17 protein-coding genes, 1 tRNA gene and 1 riboswitch are annotated in these 20,969 nt (G+C 58.8%); of the genes, 12 read left to right on the top strand and 6 right to left on the bottom strand.

From position 1 onward, the window contains the following. Positions 1-140 precede the first annotated feature (140 nt). Positions 141-1,115, top strand: a complete 975-nt coding sequence (locus K5845_RS09270; RefSeq protein ID WP_287958852.1) for a quinone oxidoreductase family protein — start codon at positions 141-143, stop codon at positions 1,113-1,115. Between the two features lie 20 nt (positions 1,116-1,135). Continuing rightward, positions 1,136-2,698, top strand: a complete 1,563-nt coding sequence (locus K5845_RS09265; RefSeq protein ID WP_287958851.1) for an ArnT family glycosyltransferase — start codon at positions 1,136-1,138, stop codon at positions 2,696-2,698. Positions 2,699-2,782: 84 nt separating this feature from the next. Here K5845_RS09265 and K5845_RS09260 read toward each other — a convergent pair whose 3' ends face one another. Next, positions 2,783-3,103, bottom strand: a complete 321-nt coding sequence (locus K5845_RS09260) for a hypothetical protein (RefSeq protein ID WP_046479036.1) — start codon at positions 3,101-3,103, stop codon at positions 2,783-2,785. 469 nt (positions 3,104-3,572) lie between these two features. On the opposite strand from K5845_RS09260, the gene K5845_RS09255 reads away from it, so the two are divergent. Further along, the gene (locus K5845_RS09255; protein ID WP_052743916.1) at positions 3,573-3,854 is read left to right on the top strand and encodes a hypothetical protein; all 282 of its coding nucleotides are present in this window, start codon (positions 3,573-3,575) and stop codon (positions 3,852-3,854) included. 28 nt (positions 3,855-3,882) lie between these two features. Here the strand turns inward: K5845_RS09255 and K5845_RS09250 are convergent, their stop codons facing one another. Continuing rightward, the gene (locus tag K5845_RS09250) at positions 3,883-4,515 is read right to left on the bottom strand and encodes an NADH-quinone oxidoreductase subunit E (protein ID WP_287958850.1); all 633 of its coding nucleotides are present in this window, start codon (positions 4,513-4,515) and stop codon (positions 3,883-3,885) included. A 224-nt stretch (positions 4,516-4,739) separates the two neighbouring features. Between K5845_RS09250 and K5845_RS09245 the strand changes: the two genes are divergently transcribed. Both K5845_RS09245 and K5845_RS09240 read left to right on the top strand, forming a co-directional pair. After that, positions 4,740-4,831 (top strand) — tRNA-Ser (locus K5845_RS09245). 347 nt (positions 4,832-5,178) lie between these two features. Next, positions 5,179-6,165, top strand: coding sequence for a tyrosine-type recombinase/integrase (locus tag K5845_RS09240; RefSeq protein ID WP_287958849.1), 987 nt, complete (start codon positions 5,179-5,181; stop codon positions 6,163-6,165). A gap of 207 nt (positions 6,166-6,372) precedes the next feature. On the opposite strand, the gene K5845_RS09235 is transcribed toward K5845_RS09240, so the two are convergent. Continuing rightward, the gene (locus K5845_RS09235; RefSeq protein ID WP_287958848.1) at positions 6,373-7,023 is read right to left on the bottom strand and encodes an outer membrane protein; all 651 of its coding nucleotides are present in this window, start codon (positions 7,021-7,023) and stop codon (positions 6,373-6,375) included. 600 nt (positions 7,024-7,623) lie between these two features. Here K5845_RS09235 and K5845_RS09230 point away from each other — a divergent pair. Then, positions 7,624-7,863, top strand: coding sequence for a DUF4145 domain-containing protein (locus tag K5845_RS09230; RefSeq protein WP_046479033.1), 240 nt, complete (start codon positions 7,624-7,626; stop codon positions 7,861-7,863). 104 nt (positions 7,864-7,967) lie between these two features. On the opposite strand, the gene K5845_RS09225 is transcribed toward K5845_RS09230, so the two are convergent. Next, a complete protein-coding gene (locus K5845_RS09225) occupies positions 7,968-8,864 on the bottom strand; it encodes a hypothetical protein (RefSeq protein WP_287958847.1) in 897 nt (298 codons plus the stop codon). 554 nt (positions 8,865-9,418) lie between these two features. On the opposite strand from K5845_RS09225, the gene K5845_RS09220 reads away from it, so the two are divergent. Beyond that, complete coding sequence (locus K5845_RS09220) at positions 9,419-12,064, top strand: arylsulfatase (RefSeq protein ID WP_287958846.1); 2,646 nt, start codon at positions 9,419-9,421, stop codon at positions 12,062-12,064. A gap of 16 nt (positions 12,065-12,080) precedes the next feature. Here K5845_RS09220 and K5845_RS09215 read toward each other — a convergent pair whose 3' ends face one another. Next, positions 12,081-13,514 (bottom strand): cobyric acid synthase, encoded by a 1,434-nt coding sequence (locus K5845_RS09215; RefSeq protein WP_287958984.1) that lies wholly within the window; start codon positions 13,512-13,514, stop codon positions 12,081-12,083. Positions 13,515-13,568: 54 nt separating this feature from the next. Then, the gene (cobO, locus tag K5845_RS09210; RefSeq protein ID WP_244464934.1) at positions 13,569-14,183 is read right to left on the bottom strand and encodes a cob(I)yrinic acid a,c-diamide adenosyltransferase; all 615 of its coding nucleotides are present in this window, start codon (positions 14,181-14,183) and stop codon (positions 13,569-13,571) included. Positions 14,184-14,225: 42 nt separating this feature from the next. Beyond that, positions 14,226-14,446: riboswitch (cobalamin riboswitch) on the top strand. A gap of 96 nt (positions 14,447-14,542) precedes the next feature. Here cobO and K5845_RS09205 point away from each other — a divergent pair. From K5845_RS09205 to K5845_RS09185, 5 genes are read left to right on the top strand one after another with little or no spacing between them, the layout of a single operon-like run. Beyond that, positions 14,543-14,902 carry a DUF1636 family protein gene (locus K5845_RS09205; RefSeq protein ID WP_170832473.1) on the top strand — a complete coding sequence of 120 codons (360 nt, stop codon included), beginning with the start codon at positions 14,543-14,545 and terminating at the stop codon, positions 14,900-14,902. Next, complete coding sequence (gene cobW / locus K5845_RS09200; protein ID WP_046479027.1) at positions 14,902-15,936, top strand: cobalamin biosynthesis protein CobW; 1,035 nt, start codon at positions 14,902-14,904, stop codon at positions 15,934-15,936. The genes K5845_RS09205 and cobW overlap by 1 nt, the downstream gene beginning before the upstream one ends. 5 nt (positions 15,937-15,941) lie before the next feature. Continuing rightward, entirely contained in the window at positions 15,942-19,175 is a 3,234-nt protein-coding gene (gene cobN / locus K5845_RS09195) for a cobaltochelatase subunit CobN (RefSeq protein WP_287958845.1), read from the top strand. After that, positions 19,172-20,338, top strand: coding sequence for a precorrin-3B synthase (gene cobG, locus K5845_RS09190; protein WP_287958844.1), 1,167 nt, complete (start codon positions 19,172-19,174; stop codon positions 20,336-20,338). The genes cobN and cobG overlap by 4 nt, the downstream gene beginning before the upstream one ends. Next, positions 20,338-20,967 (top strand): precorrin-8X methylmutase, encoded by a 630-nt coding sequence (locus tag K5845_RS09185; protein WP_046479024.1) that lies wholly within the window; start codon positions 20,338-20,340, stop codon positions 20,965-20,967. The genes cobG and K5845_RS09185 overlap by 1 nt, the downstream gene beginning before the upstream one ends. Positions 20,968-20,969 lie beyond the last annotated feature (2 nt).

The following is a 20,969-nucleotide window of genomic DNA, read 5'->3' as shown; positions in this document are numbered from 1 at the left end:
ACGAGCCCATAGAAGGCGGGAATGGCGCGGTCAAGGCATGTGCGTGGCGGGAGTGTAACCCAAAAGCTGCGAACAGCCCGACCAGTCAAATCGGCAGAGCCGTTTCACGGCACTTGTTCACACCCTAGCGGAGTTGAGCGATGGTCCACGCGATCCGAATTCATGCCTACGGCGGCCCGGAAGAACTGAAGTGGGAGGCCGTTGAGATCGGCGAGCCTGGGGACGGCCAGATCCGTATCCGCCATACCGCCGTCGGACTGAACTACATCGATACCTACCACCGCACCGGCCTGTATCCCGTGGGCGATCTCCCCGCCACGATCGGCATGGAAGGGGCTGGCGAAGTGATTGCCATCGGCCCCAATGTCCCGGGGCTGAAGGTCGGCGACCGCGTGGCCTACGCCAATCCAATGGGCTCTTATGCGGAGGAGCGCTTGATACCGGCGGATCGTGTCGTGAAGGTGCCCGATTCCATCGACGACCAGACGGCGGCCGCCATGATGCTTCAAGGGATGACCGCGCGCTATCTACTGCGCATGACGTTCCCGGTCGACGCCAACACGACCCTTTTGTTCCATGCGGCAGCAGGAGGCGTGGGGCTTATCGCGTGCCAGTGGGCAAAGTATCTCGGGGCCACCATCATCGGCACGGTCGGTTCACAGGATAAGGCAGAGCTGGCCAAGGCGCACGGCTGCACGCACGTCATCAACTACCGCATAGAAAATTTTGTGGATCGCGTGAAGGAAATCACCGAAGGGCGCGGTTGCGATGTCGTCTATGACGGCGTCGGCAAGGATACCTTCCCTGCATCGCTCGACTGCCTTCGCCCGCGCGGCTTGTGGGTGAGCTTCGGCAACGCCTCCGGCCCGGTGACCGGCTTCGACATTGGCTTACTCGGCCAAAAGGGTTCGCTCTTTGCCACGCGGCCATCATTGTTCGCCTATACATCGACGCGCGAAGATCTTGAAGCGTGCGCGAATGACCTGTTCGATGTGGTAACGGCGGGACACGTCAAGATTAACGTCAATCAGACCTATCCACTGAGCGCGGCGGCCGACGCGCATCGTGATCTCGAAGCGCGAAAAACGACCGGCTCTACAGTTCTGGTACCTTAAATTCGTTCGGGGAGACCTCGTTGGCACAATCGCAAGAAGCTCAGGCCAACGCGGCAAACGTTGGCGTGCAACAGGACCGGCGGCCGCTTCAAGGATTGGCGCTGGTTCTATTCGCTGTCCTCACCTACTCGTTCCTGCATGTCGGCTTCCGGCTTCTGGCGTCCAACGTGCTCGGCGAAGATGACGTAGTCGACAACATCCTCGTCCAAAATCTCCAGGCTGGGTACGACGCCTTCCCGCGCCAGCCACCGCTATACGACTGGGTGCTCTGGGGTGTGCAGCAGGTCATGGGCCCGCACATCGAGAGCTTCCTGCTTATCAAGTACACCGCACTCATAGCGACGGCAGGCTTTCTGTATCTATCCGCGCTGCGTGTATTTAAAGACCGTCTCTTTGCGATCCTGACTGTCGAGTCGCTGGCGCTGATCTATCAGATCAGCTGGCGGTTCCACGAAGGCTTCACCCACGAAGTCGGCGCTATGGTCGCGGTCACTGCGACGCTGTGGGTGTTTCTGCGCATCGCTGAGGACGGCGGGATCGCTAACTTCATCCTGCTGGGCGTGATCGCAGGCTTGGGCTTTCTCACCGAGCCTGCCTACACGGTGTTTTTGGCGAGCCTCTGCCTCGCCGCTTCGCTGCAGCCGGGACTGCGCCGACGACTATTCCGCGCGCCCCTTTTGCTTTCGCTGGTCATCGCGGTGGCAATTGCATCACCCTATCTTTGGTGGCTGCTTTCAGATCCGCGGCGCTTGCGCTGGCTGACGAACGCAGATCCATACAACTGGAAGTATGCGCTTGATGGCTTCGTAGATGCACTGCGAGGCCCGCTCGCCTACCTCTCGCCATTGATAATTATTCTGCCGCTGATTTTTCCGCGGTACTTGCCGACCGCGTGGGTGGACTTAGGCCGTGCGCCGACCAAGTCAGATCCCCCCGATCTCGAACAGTGGATATTGCATACGGCACTGGTCGCTTACGCGCTTTCGATTGTGGGAGCGCTCGCGTTCGCAATCCATGGGCTGGCGGTCCACGTTCTGATGCCGCTTTATATAACGAGCACGATTTGGCTCTTTGGCGTCGCGCGGCGAGCCTCAGGCACGCCGTTGCACGTGAAGCGCTTCACGCGCTTGGCGATCCTGATCGCCGTGATCGCCTTTGTCGCGCGTATGGCCAACATGTTCATCCTCGATCCGGTGTGTAAAACCTGCCGCTGGGGTATCCCGTATTCAACTCTTGCTCAAAGCATGCAGGACCGTGGCTTCGATCCCAAGGGAACGATCATCAGCATAGATGACGAACTGGCGGGCAACCTGCGTTCGCAATTCCCCGAAGCGACGATTGTAACGCGCCGCTACCCCACGTTTACGCCGGAAGGCGCCGACTGGTCGCGCGGCTCCCGAGCCTACGTGTGGGGCGCCAACATTCCACAAAAGCAGGCTCACACGTTCATGGGACGGATGCTGCCGGAGGGACGATCAGTCGATGAAGCGGACACCCTGACGGTGCCGTGGCACCATCTGTGGCGGGAGGACGGCTACCGAACCACCGAATGGAAGCTTTTGATAATTAACGATGCACCATAAGGAAGCTGCGACAGATAGCGGGAACGAAGGAACTGACCGTGAGAGGAGCGCGCTGTACGGTCAGCGCGCAGGCAAGGAAACGGTTCAGTTGAGTTCTGAAAAACGGCTCGGATCAGGCTTCCGGCCGGTAACCCGTTCCAGAGCGATCGCAGCGAGAATCTTGCCGGCGAGCGTTTTCCGCGGGACAAGATCTGCGACATCGTAGTCTTTGGACGGCGAAGCATCAGTGCCGTCGAGGATGTCGACAGACACGGCTTGACGAATGCTGCCCGTCTCGAGAGGTGTCGCCAATGCGGTTTGCCCCAACAGGCAGTAGAAAACGGCGGCAGTCGTCGTCGAAAACGCACGCAAAATCACGAGATTGCCCCCCTCTAGCTGACGCCAATTCGCTGGCAGTTGTCCCATGCGGCCCGCATTCCCCACCGACCGTTTCGCCAAGGTAAAGCGTTCCAGAGCTGACGCAAGTAGTAAACAATCTCGTATGAATTGGCGCTGAACGGATCATTTGACACAACAGGTCGCTGAGCGCCGCGCCCACTCTGACTTTGTGGCGAATAGATGGCGCGAATTGCCGCACCCCAGGTTCCGGGTTTGAACCGTTGCCAATTGGCATGGGCTGTCTGTGAAGAAAATCTTATCTTGCGGAACGCTCTGAAACATTCGTCCCAAGGCGGAACAACAAGGACTCGTTGATCAACAATTTTCCTGCGCATTCAAATGGATAAAGCTGCTTGGCGTTTACCAGTTATCATTTCTTCGGCGACATCATCAGTACCGGGAGGGGCGGTCCTTCAAGGAGGATCTCCCGGCATTACTGACAACGGCTCCTGCAAGCGTTTTTCGAGGGGCACTAGAGCAGATAGCGAGAGCACAAATGCTTAGGGAAGAAATCTATTTCGAGGACATCTCAACGGACGCCATTGCGTTGGTCTCGATCGGTTGGGAAGCTGAGACGCCGGATTATTTTGCGCGTGGCTTGAGGTACAGCAGCGGCCGGAACATCGATCTGATCCAGGCGCACAAGTGGTTCAATATTGCTGCGCTTCGCGGCAATCGCGAAGCACGCATCTATCGCAGCGAAGTCGCGATGGAGATGACGCGGAGCGAGATTGCCGAGGCACAGCGCCAAGCGCGCGCGTGGCTGGCGCGCCAGTAAGCGTCTGGCCGTCCTGGAGAGGCGCTGGCTAGCAGTCTGAAAAGAATGATGACAGGCAGCGCCATGTCGATTTGGCGGCGCCGCCAATGGCATCACCGGCTTCACCCAGTTTCTCGCCAGTTTTTTTTGCAACGCCAACGACCGCATCGCCTGCGTCCTCAAGGCCTTTCTTGGACGACTTGGCCGTGCGCTTCGCAAGCTCCTCCACCGTCTTTGGAGGCCCCTTTGGCTCTGCTTCGGCCTCTTCTTGCTTGGATGGAACGTCCTGAGACGCATCTTCCGGTGCCGCAGCCGGTTCGATTGGCTCTATGGGCGCAAGCTTGGGGTCCTCCTGCCCAGTGCCTATAGCGGGCGGCACAGTTCCGGGCACTACGACGTTCGCGGGCGGTGCAACCGGCATCTGAGTATCCGCAGAGGGTGCCACAACCACAAGTTCTCCCTCGCAGGGGCCAGACGCGTTGCGCCTGATGCTGCAGCGCGCATGCCCGCCGCGTTGCGCCAACTCCTTGGCACAAACCAAGGGGGCCGCAGAAGCGGTCATCGAGAGGGAGCTTTGCGGATCGAACGCGCAGCGGTAGACCGCAAACGGCTCTTCGCAAGTAACACACTGCTCCTCTGCGGCCGCGGGGAGAGCAGCGCTCGATAAAATGGCAAGCACCATAATTGACCACGCCCACCGGCGGCACAGCCAAAAACGCAGAACTATAACGTGTGCTGATCCGTACATCGCATGTGCTTTATTGGGTTGAAACCTGCATTCAAAGTCCTGGTGCCCGGCCTCAGCCTAGCGCGAAAGAGCAGGTCCGGCGAGGCCTTCGAACAAGATATCTATCAGGCGGGTTGCAATCGCCGAGTCGCCCAACTATACGGATGCCTTCGACCTCCGGAGACGTGGCCGAGTGGCTGAAGGCGGCGGTTTGCTAAATCGTTATACGCTCAACGGCGTATCGAGGGTTCGAATCCCTCCGTCTCCGCCAGGAACCCTGACACCTAAGGCATTGAGTGTGCAGGATAAAAATCCAAAAAATTGCCAACAGTTCGGCACTGTATTACCGTAAAGTGCATAACATTTGCGGTACATCATGCGACCCCCGAAGCCGTTCAACCGTGGCGGGATCTGGTATCTGATCCGCAGAGTTCCAAAGAAATATCGCCACCTAGACACCAGAAGTTTCGTCTATCTCACGACGCGCATTCCAGTTGTGGATGATCCACGCGGCATCCGTGCCGCGCAGGTGGTCGCGCACCTCAACGAGGTGCTTGAACAAGGCTGGAGGGAATTAGAGCAAGGGCGCGAGCCGGTCCCATCGAAATTAAAAAGCGTGTGGCCCTCATCAAGAGGTTCAAGCCGAAGCCCAGCTCAGCGGTTTACGACGCCGTCGTTGGCGTTGTCTCACCGCCTCCGTTGACACTGAGCAGGCTAGTCGCGGCATTTGAAAAAGAGCAAGCGGCGAGCCTGAAAGCCCTCTCACCGGATCAGCTCAAACGCTGGCGGAACCCCAAGAACCGCGCCGTCAACGACCTCATTAAGATCGTCGGAGACAAGAACGTCACAGCGCTTACTCGCGCCGATGCGCTCGCTTTTCGTGACCATTGGCGCGAGCGCGTCATCAAGGGTAAGGCCGAGATCGGCACCGCAAACAAACAATTCGGCCACATCGGAAAGATGCTGCGCACGTTAGAGAACGCGCAGCAGATCGGCATTCCGCTGGATGTATTCGCCAAGCTACGCCTGGAAGGCGAGAAGACGGTGCCGCGTGCTCCCTTTGATCCGGAGTTTATTCAGGAGGTGATCTTGGCTGACGGGGCGCTCGACGCGCTTCACCCCGAAGCCCGGCGCGTGGTTTTTGTTATGGCGAATACCGGCTTGCGCCCAAGCGAGATCGTGAACCTCCGACCCAGCCACATCCACCTCGATGCAGACGTGCCGCATCTGGAGATCAAGCCGGAAGGCCGGAAGCTCAAGACGAACGACAGCGAACGAGTGATGCCTCTCGTGGGCTGCGCCCTGGAGGCGATGAAGCTTCAACCGAAAGGATTTCCCCGCTACTTCGATAAGGGCGCAACGCTATCAGCGAACATCAACAAGTTCTTTAGAAACCACGGCATGCGGCCGACGCCAGCGCACTCGCTCTACTCATTGCGGCATAGTTTCGAGGATCGGCTAACGGCACTTGATCCGCCCGACAAGATTATTGCGACCTTAATGGGTCACAAGCACCAGCGCCCGAAGTATGGCAAGGGGCCGACGCTGGAGCACCTGCAAGGATGGCTTGATCGAATTGCATTCGCGCCGCCAACGAGCCTGTGATGAGCATCCGCTAGGTTGAACCGGCCAGGATCTTCGGCTAAGTGACGAGCACGGACGAAGGGCAGATACTATGGCACGTTCACGTTGGAAGACGCCTATGCGTGGCGTCACGACCGCAGAAAGCGACAAGCTCGGAGTATCGCCGCTCACGGCGATCTGCTCGCTTTGCAGTCCAGACAGGCGAAGAGGTGCCGCCGCTCAAGGCATTCAAAAGCCGTAGCTTATGCCGCCGCGCACTGACTGAATATTTATGTCATCTGCCCGATGATCGTAACCAAGGCTGGAAACGACACAGCCAAAGTCGACGTACTGATACTCAACGCGCACTCGCAATCTATCCCACAAGGCATACTCAAGACCGCCTCCCATTGCCCAACCAACAGCGTCATTTGAGTTGGATGAACCGAGGGTTAGGTCTTTCTTTTCGATCTCGCCTAACGCGACGCCGCCTGTCGCGTAAATCAGTGCGTTACTGTGGGAAAATCCGAGCCGGGCCCTGAAGGTGCCGACGTAGCCCATCTCCAGCGCGTTGACCAAACCTGCAAACTGGCTGTCGTCGCCGTTCAACGAGGACCAAGTAATGTCGCCTTCGATGCCATATACAAGTGAGCCGCGCTGCCACAGATAGCCCAGGTGCAAACCTGAGGCCGTACCGTCGTAGGAGATGTCTCCATCGGGCTGCCAGTCAGTAATGACCGTATTGCGCCACGAGTTGCCGGTCTCGCCCCAAGCCTTGCCGACATGCGCACCAATGTAAGGTCCGCTCCAATCGTAGTTCGGGGCCCTGAGCAGCTCGGCCGCACATACATTGCCCGCAGATGAAGCCAAGACAAAACCGATGGCGAGCGCTCTTAGCATGTTGGGCCCCTCAAGATGTTCAGAATGAACGAATGTGGACGCAAACACGTTCGGAGAACCATCCGTAAAGAGAGTTAAGAAACTCTGACGGTGAGGCCGCCGCGCCAGTAGGGATACCTTCGTCGATGCCCGCAGCTATATTCCGCCCACCCCGTGTGTTGTCACCGCTATTTTGGAGGGTTCTGGAGGGAAATAGCGTACACGTAGTTCTCCGTTTCATCGTTCTCGGCACGCCATTTATTTCTTGCAGAGCATTGATTTTGAACAAGTATTATGGTGGCGGATTTTGAGTGAGCCTATTTGTATCCCAACAGGATTGCGTCAATGTCGGTTCTGACAACCCAATGTCCGCATTGTCTCGCTGACCCCGTTCCGCTTCGGGCCAGAGCACTGTCTGAACGGCGTGGCACGAACCAGCGAGTGATCGTTTTCACGATCTGCCTCCCTGCAATGAGCCCACTTGCGTCATTCTGAACATGAACGGGAAAGCTCCGGTAACTCCAATTGGTTAAGGGGGGATGTGGACGTCGTCACGACGTCCGGTTGGCACATCTACGCCATCTATCCGGATCCGACAAAACGTGAGGCTCCTTCCCATCATTGCAACAGCGCATAGCGGCCTTGACGACGTCTAGCCATATCCCGGCCGATGTCGCGAAATGGGCGGACGAAATTAGAATAGTCGGTAACGACGCGGCGCATGACGCCGCGGAACTCGCAAAAGAAGACGTCGACGAAATTGCTGAGTTTGTCGACGCGTTTCTTCAGTACGTATTTACGATGCCTGCAAAGTTCGCGCGGCGGCAATCACGAAAGAACGCTGCCAACGTCGCCCCCTAGCCAAGGACTACGGGGCTCATATGCCGGGTTACATCAGTAGCGCTTGAGCAGAAGTCGTGCGAGCTAGGTCGTCTGGCGCGACTAAGATATTCGGCGGGAATGTTTCAAAAAGCCACCGAGAGCCCTGAGATAGGTCCATGCTGCAGGACGTCGTATTCGTATTTCGTGCGCCCTGACCCTTTCTCATAGTCGACGTCGAGCAATCGATAGCCGAGGACGCCGGAATAGGTGACGCCTCCTTCGGAGCAAATCTCGAAGCTGTAAGCGGCGAGCACATTCCACGAGAACTTGCTGCCTGCGCCAAAACCGCCGATATCCCCGCGCAAGACCAGATCCTGCCCTGGCCCCAAATTGTGCCGCATGACTGTGCCGACGACCGGATCGACCCAGTCGACGCCGCCGCTGCGTGCAAGGGCTGCACCTCGGACAAGGGAGAGGTCGGCAATATCCAAACTTCCGTTCAAAGACAGCCTGAGGTCGGCTTCCTGATGCCAGTAGCGGGCGCCGGCTAGGATATCGATTGCTGTGGTGCCGGCACTGGATTGCCATTTTGCCACTTCGTAAGTGCCACCGGCCTCGACAATGGTTTGATCGATGCTCAAGCCGACGGAAGCGCTGAGCGTGCCGCTGATGGCGGGGTTGATGCTGCGAGACCGCACGCCATCGGTGCCAAGGTTGAGGGGCGCGTAGACGATATCACCGTAAAAGGCGAGCCTACCCTTGCGCGCTTCCATGTAGCCCATGAAAGGTACCCCATCCAAGTGCTCCAGGAGTTCAATTGGATTGACGTCAACGTCGACCGTTCGACCCTTTACAGTTTGGTCGCCTTTCAACCAGGTGAACCATCCATAGGGCGTGGCGCTGAGTTGCCAGCGGCTGTTGGAGGCGGGCGGCTCTGTCACCGTCGCGAGATCGCCGGACCGCGCTACTAAAGGAAGCGCAGTCGAGGCGAGCAGGAGAGCAATAGCGCCACCCGAGGCAGACAGACATTGACTCTTCATGATGCCCTCCTCGGGCCAGACCATCACAAATATCTCTAGCGTCATAACCTCAAACAGATAACAGATTCGATGGCGGAAATTGTTGTTTGGTCATTACTGCGCGCTCGAAACGATATTTTTCGCAAAAATTCCCCCATAAACTCTGGAGGAATTAAGTCTAATTCAAATGCGCTAATCCAATTCATTGGTGTAAAAAAATTGAGAATGGAATTTAATTGACAGCATATATGTTGAGGTGCAGCCTCATTATTCTAGGCGCGACGGGCAAGCACTGGCATTTCGTTGTGAGAATTGCATGTTCTATTGCTTCTGCGTCGGCGGCCGAAACAGGCGCCGGTTAGCCGCACGAGTCCGGACCTATTTCCGCAGGGTCAGATCAAAACTAAGAATTGCTTTGGCAGTTTGCGCAAACAAAGTGCGACGAGCTAGCGATGCCTATTTATGTGGCGCTTTCTTAGCGCTCGGCCAGAACGCCATGAGCGCGTCCTCTCCTGCATTTGAATTGAAAAACACTGTGGCAACTTGAATGTTCGCTCGGAACAAAGGACGAGGTCATGACGACTAGAGAACTTTTGTTTGTCTCGCTTGCTTCTCTTCTTCTGGGAGGTGCCCCGGCAACAGCACAGGAAGTCACCGGCGCCCTTGGTTCTCCCAGTGCGACGACGAGCGTTCAGGGAGTACAGCTTCCACCGCCCGATCCAAAGTTCGGCGGAATCATCAAGCAGGATGCTCTGAAATCGAAGCCTTGGTGGCCACCGCGGATCGCGCCGCCGGAAGGCGCGCCCAACGTGCTGCTGATCATCACGGACGATGCGGGTTTCGGCGTTCCCAGTACCTTCGGAGGCGTCATCCCAACGCCGACGATGGACCGTGTCGCGAACGCGGGTCTCCGCTACAATCGCGTATTCTCCACCGCGCTTTGTTCACCGACGCGGGCCGCGCTAATTACTGGGCGCAACCATCACTCGGTCGGCTTTGGCGTGATCTCCGAGCAGTCCACCGGTTTCCCGGGCTACAACAGCATCATTCCAAGGGACAAAGCCACGATCGGTCGGATTCTTTTGGACAATGGCTACGCGACTTCATGGTTCGGCAAGGACCACAATACGCCCGCATTCGCTGCCAGCCAGGCTGGTCCATTCGACCAGTGGCCGACAGGAATGGGCTTTGAGTATTTCTACGGTTTCGTCGGAGGCGACGCTAATCAGTGGGAGCCCAACCTCTTTCGCAACACCACTCAGATTTATCCCTTCAAGGACAAACCGCCCGGTAGTTGGAACCTTGTGACCGCGATGGCTGATGACGCTATCGACTGGATGACACGGATGCACCAGACCGACCCATCTAAGCCGCTGTTCATCAAGTATGCGCCCGGCGCCACGCATGCCCCGCATCACCCCACCAAGGAATGGGTAGATAAGATCAGCGCGATGCATCTGTTCGACGACGGATACAACAAGGTGCGTGAGCGCATCTTCGAAAATCAGAAGAGGCTCGGCATTATTCCGGCGAATTCCGAATTGGCACCCTGGCCGAATGGGACACTGAAGCCGTGGGACCAACTCTCCGACGAGGAAAAGAAACTCTTCATCCGGCAAGTTGACGTCTTTGCCGCCTATGCGGCCTACAACGACCATGAAATCGGTCGCGTGATCCAGACCTTTGAGGACCTCGGCAAGCTCGACAACACGCTGATTATCTACATCAACGGCGACAACGGCACGAGCGCCGAAGGTGGACCTCTGGGCACACCGAATGAGGTTGCCTTCTTTAACGGCGTCACGGTCCCGGTCGACGAGCAGATGAAGTGGTATGATGTTTGGGGCACCGAACAGACATACAACCACATGTCGGCAGGCTGGTCGTGGGCCTTCGACACGCCGTTCGATTGGTTCAAGCAGAATGCGTCAAGGCTTGGCGGCACCAACCAGAACATGGTGGTGTCCTGGCCCAAACGCATCAAGGACAAGGGGGCCTTGCGCGAGCAGTTCGTCCATGTGATCGACGTCGTTCCGACCCTTCTCGAGGTTGCCGGCATCCATGCGCCCGAGATGGTTGATGGCATCAAGCAGATGCCCGTTGAAGGCACCAGCTTTGCCTACACTTTCGACGCTGAAAACGCCAAGACACCGACCCGGCACACAACTCAGTACTTCGAAATGATGGGACAGTGGGCACTCTATAAGGATGGCTGGTTCCTGAGCACCAAGGTCAATCGTGCGCCTTGGGAGGCCTTTGGTCCGGCCAATCCCGATCCGCTGAACAATCAGGTTTTGCAACTCTACAACTTGAACGAGGACTTCACCCAGACCAACGATATCGCCGCGAAGAACCCGGACAAAGTCGAGGAGATGAAGCAGGAGTTTATTGACGAGGCCCGCAAATATCAGATCTTTCCGATGGACGCATCCGTCGCGGCACGCATCGTTGCGCCAAGGCCCAATATTACGGCCGGTCGCACGGAGTTCGTCTATACCCGACCGATGGTCGGGCTCCCGCAGGGCGACTCTCCATTTTTGCTCAATACATCGTTTGTCGTCACGGCGGACATTGATATCCCCGACCAGGGTGCCGAGGGCATGATGTTGACGTCGGGCGGGCGGTTCGCCGGCTACGGCTTCTATCTGCTTAAAGGCAAACCCGTGTGGGTCTGGAACCTCCTCAATATGGAGCGTGTAAAGTGGGAGGGCGAAGACACGCTCACGCCGGGCGCGCACAAAGTCGAGTTTGAATTCACATATGACGGTTTGGGCCCTGGCACGCTCTCTTTCAATAACTTTAGCGGCGTCGGCCGGCCCGGTACCGGTGTGCTCAAGGTGGACGGCAAAGCCGTTGACACCAAACAGATGCAGAAGACGCTACCCATGATCCTGCAGTGGGATGAAAGCTTCGACGTTGGATCCGATACGCTGACCGGCGTCAACGACGCTGACTACAAGCCGCCGTTCCCGTTCACCGGCAAACTCAACAAACTCACCATCAAGATCGATCGGCCGCATTTGACCGCCGAAGACATAAAGAAGCTGCAAGGCGCGATGAAAGCTGCTGCAGACGGACCGGTCTCTCAAAATCTCACTATCGTCCAACGGTTGGAAGAACGGTTTGACAAAAGAGAGGACTGCCGCAAGCAGGCCGATGCGCAGAACCTCGGTCCAATTGAGCGGCTTCGATTTGTCCGGGATTGCTTACAGAAAGATTAGCTCGTCTATGGCGTATTCACCTCGCCAAGGCGAACAAAGCATCGACGTCTAGGTGTGTCTCCATGTGTTCCGCCAGAGCGTCGAGGGTAGCGTCAACGGAAGCACCGTAAGCAAACGAAGCGGTCCGTGCCCCGAGCGCTGACAAAAAGCTGCGGCGGAAGTCATCGTTAACGAACATGCCGTGCATATAGCTGCCCACAATGCGCCCGTCCGGGGAAGTGCCCCCTTCCGCCCGATCGTTCACAAAGGCGAAGGGGCGCTTGCGATCCGGTCCGTCCGTGCGACCCATGTGAATTTCGTAAGCGTCAATCACGGTGCCGGAGGCCGCATGCCGGGCTTGTGTCCGCGAAACTTCCTTGTCCGGGAACATCACGGTTTCTAGGTCGAGAAGACCCAAGCCCTCGACGCTGCCCGGCGTACCCTCGATACCGTCCGGGTCGTGGATTGCGCGGCCCAGCATCTGGTAGCCGCCGCAAATCCCAAGGACAGCACCGCCACGACGCACATGCGCCCGGAGATCGATATCCCAGCCTTGCGCGCGGAGATAAGCGAGATCGGTCGATGTGGATTTCGATCCGGGCAGGATGATCAGAGCGCAATCGCCCGGTAAAGGACGACCCGCAGGGATCATGCTGAGCCGAACTCCCGGCTCTTGAGCGAGCGGATCGAGGTCATCGAAATTCGCGATGCGGGAGAGAATAGGAACGGCGATATGAAGCCCCTCGCCCTGATTGCTCTCGCGCAAGTCGAGGACATCTTCAGCGGGCAGTTTCCTGGCATCCGGAAAATAGGGCAGGACCCCAAAGCCCCGCCATCCTGTGCGTTCCGAGATGAAGCGATATCCGTCATCGAAGAGGCGCGGATCGCCGCGAAACTTGTTGATCACAAATCCCGAGATCAACGCGGCGTCATCGGGATCGATGACGGCTTGTGTTCCAACGATCTGGGCAATGACGCCGCCACGCTCGATGTCTCCCGCCAGAACGACGGGAACGTTCGCCGCCTGCGCGAACCCCATGTTGGCGATGTCACCGCGTCGAAGATTTACTTCAGCGGGACTCCCGGCTCCCTCTACAATCACGAGGTCGGCATCGCCTTTCAACCGATTGAAGCTCGCGAGTACCGCGCTCAAAAGCTGTGGTTTCAGGCTTGAATAAGCGCGGGCCTTTACAGTGGTGAGCCGTTGGCCTTGGACGATGACCTGTGACCCCGTCTCCGATTCAGGTTTGAGCAAAATAGGATTCATGTCGGTAACGGCTTCGCGGCCCGAGGCAAGCGCCTGCAAGGCCTGCGCCCGACCGATTTCACCACCGTCCGCTGTGACGGCGGCGTTATTCGACATGTTTTGCGGCTTGAACGGCGCGACGCGAAGCCCGCGTCGGAGTGCGGCGCGGCAGAGGCCGGCAACAAGCAGTGACTTGCCGACGTTCGAACCCGCTCCCTGAATCATAAGGGATTTCACTTAAGGTTATCCTTGTAGGCTAGAGTTCCAAGGGTAAAACCCTCAAAACTCCACGCCCGGCTGGGCTTTGATGCCGGCGCGGAACGGATGTTTGATCAACGACATCTCCGTCACGAGATCGGCAATCTCGATCAATTCGTCCTTGGCGTTCCGGCCAGTCAGGACGACATGCGTGAGCGGCGGCTTTTCATCGCGAAGAAAGGCGACAACCTCAGCAATGTCCAAATAATCGTAGCGCAGCGCGATGTTGATCTCGTCGAGCAAGACCATCCGGAGTTCTGGATTGAGGATCATCGCCTTTGCTTTTTCCCAGCCGGCACGGGCTGCGGCGATGTCGCGTTCGCGGTCCTGTGTTTCCCAGGTAAAGCCCTCCCCCATCGCGTGAAATTGACAGAGGTGAGGAAAGTGGGTTTCGATCAACCGGCGTTCGCCGGTGTCCCAAGCGCCTTTGATGAACTGCACCACAGCAGAGGGAAAACCGTGCGCAATGCAGCGCATGATCATGCCGAAGCCGGAAGAGGATTTCCCTTTACCCGCACCGGTGTGAACAATAATCAGTCCCTTCTCGCCTTCCTTCGTTGCCATCATGCGATCGCGCGCAGCTTTGATCTTGGCCATTTTGGTTGCGTGACGCGCGGCTAAGTCTGTCTCATCCATCGCCATACTTTTCCTTCATCTTGACAACTGACGGCGTTCGGCTTCAGTTGAGGCATTGTTGGTCCTGTCTATGACAGGCGAAGAGGGAATGCGACAAGCACTTGAGCCGGAATTGCTCAAAAGCTTACAACGCAGCCGCCCCCGCGACCGTGACCGGAGAGGACGTTCAACGCCACTGGCAAAAGCTGGGAAGGCCGAACGTCCGCAGGATTAAAAACCCTACATCCGCAAGCCGGGAGACCTGCCAACAGCGTGACTGAAACGGGCGAACGGGGTGTTTCGCGACCGGCAGGTGAATCGCCTGATACCGGGCGTCTTCCCCTTCTGGCTTTAGCACCTCTCGTCCCTGCTGAAGGGGCCTGATGGCTACGATCCTTGTCTGCACGACCTGCCGTCGCGGCGCGACGATTGAACCCGACGACGCTTGTCCCGGGCAGTTGATGCTATCCGCGCTTGAAGCCGCAGGGATACCCAAAGGGATGCGTCTGCGTCCCGTGCAGTGCCTCTCCGCTTGTTCGCAAGGGTGCGCGGTTGCGCTCAGCGGCCCAGGTAAGTGGACTTACGTCTACGGCCGGCTCGATCCCGCCGAACACGTCCCGGACATTCTCGATGGCGCATCCAAATACGCGGCCAGCGAAGACGGCATCGTGCCGTGGCGCGAACGTCCGGAAATTTTCCGCAAAAACTCGCTCGCGCGCATTCCCCCGATGGAGGACTAATGACCGACCTGTCAAAAATTCCCGTCAGCGTTATCACCGGTTTTCTCGGCGCGGGCAAAACTACGTTGATCCGCCATTTGATGCGCAATCCGCAGGGCAAGCGTCTTGCGGTGCTCGTCAACGAATTCGGTACAGTCGGTGTGGATGGCGAAATCTTGCGATCTTGCGCGGACGAGAATTGCCCCGAGGAAAATATCGTCGAACTCGCGAACGGCTGCATTTGCTGCACGGTCGCGGACGATTTCATTCCGACGATCGAGGCTTTGATGGCGCTGCCGCAGCAGCCCGACCATATCCTCATCGAGACGTCCGGTCTGGCGCTGCCAAAGCCGCTGCTGAAGGCGTTCGACTGGCCTGCCATCCGTTCGCGCATCACTGTCGATGGCGTTATTGCTGTCGCGGATGCTGAGGCGGTTGCAGCCGGCAGGTTTGCACCGGACGAGGAAGCAATCGCCGCACAACGTGCTGGCGATGAGAGCATTGATCACGAAACCCCTCTATCCGAGGTCTTCGAGGATCAGATTGCCTGCGCCGACATCGTGTTGTTGAGCAAGGCGGACCTTGCGGGAGACGAAGGGATTTCGGCGGCACGTGCTTTGATCGAAGCCGAAGCTCCGCGCAGGCTCCCGATCCTCTCGCTGACAGATGGTGTGATCGACCCGCGTGTCATTCTTGGGCTCAACGCCGCGGCCGAAGATAACCTCGACGTGCGGCCCTCTCACCATGACGGCGCCGACGATCACGAGCATGATGATTTCGACTCCGCGATTATCGATCTGCCCATCTTGGCCGATCCTGAGAGTGTCGCAGAGGCGATCCGCCGCCTTGCGCGAGAGCGCGACATTCTCCGCGTGAAAGGATATCTCGCGATCCGGGACAAGCCGATGCGCATGCTGGTGCAGGCCGTGGGTGAGCGCGTGCGCATGCAATACGATCGTCCATGGGGCGACCAGCCGCGCCGTTCCCAGCTCGTTGTGATCGCTGAGCATGATGCGATTGATCCGGCGGCAATCCAGGCAGTTTTCGAGGCCTGATCACCATGCATGTCGTCTTCCGAGAAAGTCACGATCTGGAAGAGACTGCGACCCCGCAAGACCTTGGCCAAGGTCCTGCGGATCTGGTGGTGCTGTCTTACTCCGACAGTGACTTGGGGGCCTTCGCGGCGGGATGGCAACGCGGTCGGGCAAATCTGCCCGGTCTGCGCTTGGCCAATCTAGCGGCATTGCGGCATCCCATCTCGGTTGACACGTACGTGGATCAAACGCTGAGTGGGGCGAAGGGAATACTCGTTCGGCTGATCGGCGGAGAAAGCTACTGGTCATACGGACTAGCGGAACTCAACGCACTCGCGCGCAAGCGCGGAATTGCTTTGGCTGTTTTGCCGGGTGACGGTCGCGACGACGACAGGCTCGATGAACTCTCCACGTTGCCTGTTTCAACGTTGCGAAGATTGTCGGCGCTTTGCGATGCAGGTGGCGCGGTTGCTGCTCAAGCAGCCCTGGCACAGCTCGCGTTGGCCGCTGGACTCTACGCGGCGCCTGTTCCAGGCGATAAACGGTTGCCTGACTGCGGCTTCTACGAGCCCGCGCGCGGCGTTCAAATGTCGCCGCCCGATGGCAAAGCGATTGTGCCTGTCATATTCTATCGTGCCTATCTGGCAGCGGCCGACACAGCGCCGATAGATGCACTGATACACGAACTGCGGGCACGAGGTTTTCAGGCGGTCGGCATGTTCGCACCGTCACTAAAAGCTGCAGGCGCGCGCATATGGGTCGAGGTTGCCTTAGAGCAAATGGCTCCGGTCGCGATCGTGAACGCGACGGCCTTCTCAGCGCGTGGCGACGATGGGCGCTCGCCACTCGATGGACCGGGATGCCCGGTGTTTCAGGTTGCGCTTTCGACCGCCGAACGCGCGTTGTGGCTGGCTTCGGAGCGAGGGTTATCCCCCTCTGATCTTGCCATGCATGTGGTGCTTCCCGAAGTCGATGGACGCATTTTCGCGGGCGCCGTGAGCTTTAAATGTGGGACGCAGCACGATCCGGATCTGCAGTTTTCTCGCAAGATTCACCAGCCTGATGAGACGCGCGTGCGCGCGGTCGCCGATCGCGTCGCCCGCTGGCACAGCCTTGCTACGGCGAAGGCGGAGGCTCAAAAGCCGGCGCTGATATTGTCCACCTATCCGGGCAAGGAATATCAGCTGGCGCATGCGGTGGGTTTGGACGCGCTGGCGTCGTGCGAAGCAATTCTTCTCGACCTTGCACGCGAAGGCTATGCCGTCGAGCCGGTGACAGACCTTGGGCGCACACTGAGTAAATCGTATCTGACGTGGTCGCTCAGCGCGTACCGGAATGCCTTGGACCAACTCCCCGAAGGCCTGCGCGTTGATTTGCAACGCGCTTGGGGAGACCCCGATAACGATCCCGCAGTCGTCGATGGAGGATTCCACTTCGCCGCCATCAGGAGCGGAGAAGCGGTGATTGCTCTCCAGCCGGAACGTGGACTGAGGGAGAGCCGTGATGACGACTATCATGATCTCGCACGCGTCCCCCGCCACGCATACGTGGCCTTTTACCTTTGGTTACGTGCGCAGGGCTTCTCGGCGCTGATCCACATAGGGGCGCACGGCACCTTGGAATGGCTGCCGGGAAAATCCGTCGCCTTGTCGGACACGTGCTGGCCGCAGGCGTTGTTGGGTGACCTGCCGGTTCTTTATCCGTTCATCGTCAACGATCCGGGGGAGGCAGCACAAGCCAAGCGACGGCTCGGTGCCGTCACTTTGGGACATATGCCGCCGCCGATGCGCGACAGCGCCGTGCCGGAAGGTTTGTCTCAACTCGAAAGGCTCTTGGATGAGTATTCCACCGCAGACGGGCTTGATCCCGCGCGGCGCGACCGGCTCATCGCAATGATCCGCGCGGAGGCGCAGGCCAAAGGAGTGGAAGCAGACCTGGGCATCAACGAAAATATAAGCGCGGCCGAAGCCATTGTGAGAATTGACCGCTTCGTTTGCGACATCAAAGACAGCGGATTTGGCGATGGTCTCCACATCTACGGCGCGCGCGAAGGGGAGAGAGAGGGACTACACTCAGCACTGGCCGGCCGCCGGGTGCCGCCCGGACCCTCAGGGTCTCCCTATCGCGGACACACCGATGTCCTCCCCACGGGACGCAATCTCTTCAGTGTTGATCCGCGCGCGGTGCCGACCCGCGTTGCGTTCGCGCAGGGCGTGAAGAACGCGGAAGAATTGGTGCGTCGTCACCTACAAGATCATGGCGATTGGCCGCGCGGTCTGGTAATCGACCTGTGGGGATCGGCGACGATGCGGACTGCGGGCGAAGAGTTCGCTATGGCGCTTCACTTGGCAGGACTGACGCCACGTTGGGACGGTGCCTCCGGGCGCGTGACAGGGTTCGAGATCGTGCCCCCGGCGCTGCTGAACAGGCCCAGGATTGATGTGACGCTAAGAGTTTCCGGGCTTTTCCGCGATGTCTTTCCCGGCCTCGCACAGATGTTTGAAGCCGCGGCAGCGGCGCTTGCTGATCGCGACGAACCCGTCGAAGAAAATCCTTATGTGAACCGGGTTCCCCGCGTGTTCGGACCCAAGCCAGGGTTGTACGGCTTGGACTTGGGGGCAGCCGTTCAAGATTATTCTGATGAGGGGCGTCGCACCGCTGGCGAAGCATGGATCAGAGCTTCGGAATGGTCGATCGATGTCAGTGGCGAAAGCCACCTGGCGAGAAAAGCCCTGGAGAGCCGTCTCAGAAGTGCCGACGCGTTTGCGCACGCACAGGATTTACCCGAAACCGACGTCCTTCTCGCGGCCGATTATGCTGGCCACGAAGGAGGCTTTGCCGCAGCGATGTCCGCGCTGGGGCGGTCTTCGGTCGCGCTCTACCATCTGGATACCACCCGACCGGAAACACCACGTGCACGCACATTGAGCGAAGAGATAGCGCGTGTTGTCCGGGCCCGTGCCGCAAATCCTGAGTGGGCGGCGGGGATGATGCGTCACGGTTTTCGCGGCGCTGCGGAACTCGCCGCAACACTCGATCACCTCGCAGCCTTCGCGCATCTCGCGCGCAACGTACCGGCGCACCTGTTCGATTTATATCATGACGCGACGCTGGGCCGTGGTGAGGTTGCCGACTTCATTGCGCGTGAAAATCCCGACGCGTTCCGTGCGATGCAGGATCAGTTCCGCGCGCTCCGCGACGCAGGGCTCTGGCAAACACGGAGCAACTCCATCGCAGCGAGCTTGGAGGTCGAGCCATGAGCACGAACTTCCTCGTCAAAGGCAGGTGTCCAAATGCGCTGCGTCCCATGGCGTCTGGCGACGGACTAATCGTCCGGATCAAACCCCCGGGCGGACGCTTGAGCGCGCGTGAGGCCTCTGAGATTGCGAAGCTCGCATCACGCTACGGGAATGGAGTCATAGATATCTCAAACCGTGCAAATCTGCAGGTGCGCGGGGTGCGTGAGCAAAGCTATGACGGATTGCTCTCCGGTTTGATGGAACTCGACCTTATCGACGCGAATGCCGATGCAGAGGCAAACCGAAATATCATCGTCACGCCATTCGCTGTCACGGACGATTTGGCCCATACCCTCGCTGAAGATCTGTCCCACGCACTGGCCAAGCCCAACGCCCCGCGCCTACCTGGGAAATTTGGTTTCGCGATCGATATCGAGGAAGCACCGGTCCTGCGGTCCGCTCCTGCCGACATTCGTTTCGAGCGCGCTAGCGATGGATCACTCGTATGCGTCGCGGATGGTGCGGGTACGGGCGCGATCATTGCGCCAGACACAGCGGTGGAGGCGGCGGTCGCTCTCAGCCGATGGTTCCTGGATACTGGCGGCATGGTGGACGGACGCGGCCGTATGGCGGCGCACATCGCCCGGGGCACGCCTCTACCGGAACGTTTTACCGCCGTACCGCGCAAGCCGGAGGCGGCTTTCAAGCCAACGCCCGGCCAGACAGAAAAGGGTTGGCTCGTCGGTTTGGCCTTCGGTCAGATGAGTGCGCAAACGCTTGCCGCGCTCGCCCAACTGGGGCCGCTGCAACTGACCCCTTGGCGAATGGTGCTCATCGTTGGCCTTCATCAACGCCCTGAACTTCAGGACGTGATCACTGACGCCGATGATCCCCTCAACCGGGTTGTCGCCTGCGTTGGCGCACCGAGTTGTCCGCAAGCCCATCAACCGACGCGATCGCTGGCGCGCATGCTGTCCGCCCACGTGCCGAACGGCAGTCAGCTTCATGTGTCCGGCTGCGCGAAGGGATGTGCACAGCCTACCCCCACGCCGCGAACACTCGTGGCCGGTCCGACTGGATTCTCTCTCATTCGTCATGGCCGCGCTGGCGATGATCCGATCGGTGCCCCTGTGTCAGCGGAAGCGCTGATTGCGAACCCCACACGTATCAACGAGGCCGTCTGATGGCGCATCTATATGAAACTGACGGTCAGGCGATCTACCGGCAATCGTTCGCGACGATCCGCGCCGAAGCCGACCTTGCGCCATTCTCCTCTGACGAAGAGCCGGTTGTCGTGCGCATGATCCATGCGGCCGGATTGGTTGGACTAGAAGAGCATGTCCGCTTCACGCCAGGCATGGCGACGGTAGCGCGTAAGGCGCTTCAGGCAGGAGCGCCGATCCTTTGTGATGCACGCATGGTTTCGGAGGGGATTACGCGTCGCCGTCTCCCAATGGACAACGCAGTGATCTGCACGCTGCAAGATCCGCAGGTGCCTGAGCTCGCAAAGGCGATGAGCAACACGCGCTCGGCGGCGGCTCTGGAATTATGGCGTCCGCATCTGAAGGGCGCCATCGTCGCGATAGGGAACGCGCCGACCGCACTCTTCCACTTGCTCAACATGCTTGAAGATCCGAAGTGCCCGAGACCTGCGGCGATTATCGGCTGTCCCGTAGGATTCGTTGGGGCAGCTGAATCCAAGGCTGCCTTGATGGCAGCCACGCCTGCACCCGCCCTCATCGTCGACGGGCGTCTTGGGGGCTCAGCCATCACGGTGGCTGCGGTCAATGCGCTTGCAAGTGCGGAGGAGTAGCG

It is taken from the genome of Filomicrobium sp., from assembly GCF_025698805.1.
GTDB lineage: Bacteria > Pseudomonadota > Alphaproteobacteria > Rhizobiales > Hyphomicrobiaceae > Filomicrobium > Filomicrobium insigne.
Note: the sequence above shows the minus strand (reverse complement) of the source record. Positions and strands in the feature narration are given on the sequence as shown.

Coding starts and splice junctions, on each gene's coding strand:
- cobW (WP_046479027.1), top strand. CDS start 14,902: ATGACCGACCTGTCAAAAATTCCCGTCAGCGTTATCACCGGTTTTCTC.
- K5845_RS09215 (WP_287958984.1), bottom strand. CDS start 13,514: ATGATTCAGGGAGCGGGTTCGAACGTCGGCAAGTCACTGCTTGTTGCC.
- K5845_RS09235 (WP_287958848.1), bottom strand. CDS start 7,023: ATGCTAAGAGCGCTCGCCATCGGTTTTGTCTTGGCTTCATCTGCGGGC.
- K5845_RS09270 (WP_287958852.1), top strand. CDS start 141: ATGGTCCACGCGATCCGAATTCATGCCTACGGCGGCCCGGAAGAACTG.
- cobO (WP_244464934.1), bottom strand. CDS start 14,183: ATGGATGAGACAGACTTAGCCGCGCGTCACGCAACCAAAATGGCCAAG.
- K5845_RS09255 (WP_052743916.1), top strand. CDS start 3,573: ATGCTTAGGGAAGAAATCTATTTCGAGGACATCTCAACGGACGCCATT.
- K5845_RS09260 (WP_046479036.1), bottom strand. CDS start 3,103: ATGGGACAACTGCCAGCGAATTGGCGTCAGCTAGAGGGGGGCAATCTC.
- cobN (WP_287958845.1), top strand. CDS start 15,942: ATGCATGTCGTCTTCCGAGAAAGTCACGATCTGGAAGAGACTGCGACC.
- K5845_RS09250 (WP_287958850.1), bottom strand. CDS start 4,515: ATGGTGCTTGCCATTTTATCGAGCGCTGCTCTCCCCGCGGCCGCAGAG.
- K5845_RS09185 (WP_046479024.1), top strand. CDS start 20,338: ATGGCGCATCTATATGAAACTGACGGTCAGGCGATCTACCGGCAATCG.
- cobG (WP_287958844.1), top strand. CDS start 19,172: ATGAGCACGAACTTCCTCGTCAAAGGCAGGTGTCCAAATGCGCTGCGT.
- K5845_RS09220 (WP_287958846.1), top strand. CDS start 9,419: ATGACGACTAGAGAACTTTTGTTTGTCTCGCTTGCTTCTCTTCTTCTG.
- K5845_RS09225 (WP_287958847.1), bottom strand. CDS start 8,864: ATGAAGAGTCAATGTCTGTCTGCCTCGGGTGGCGCTATTGCTCTCCTG.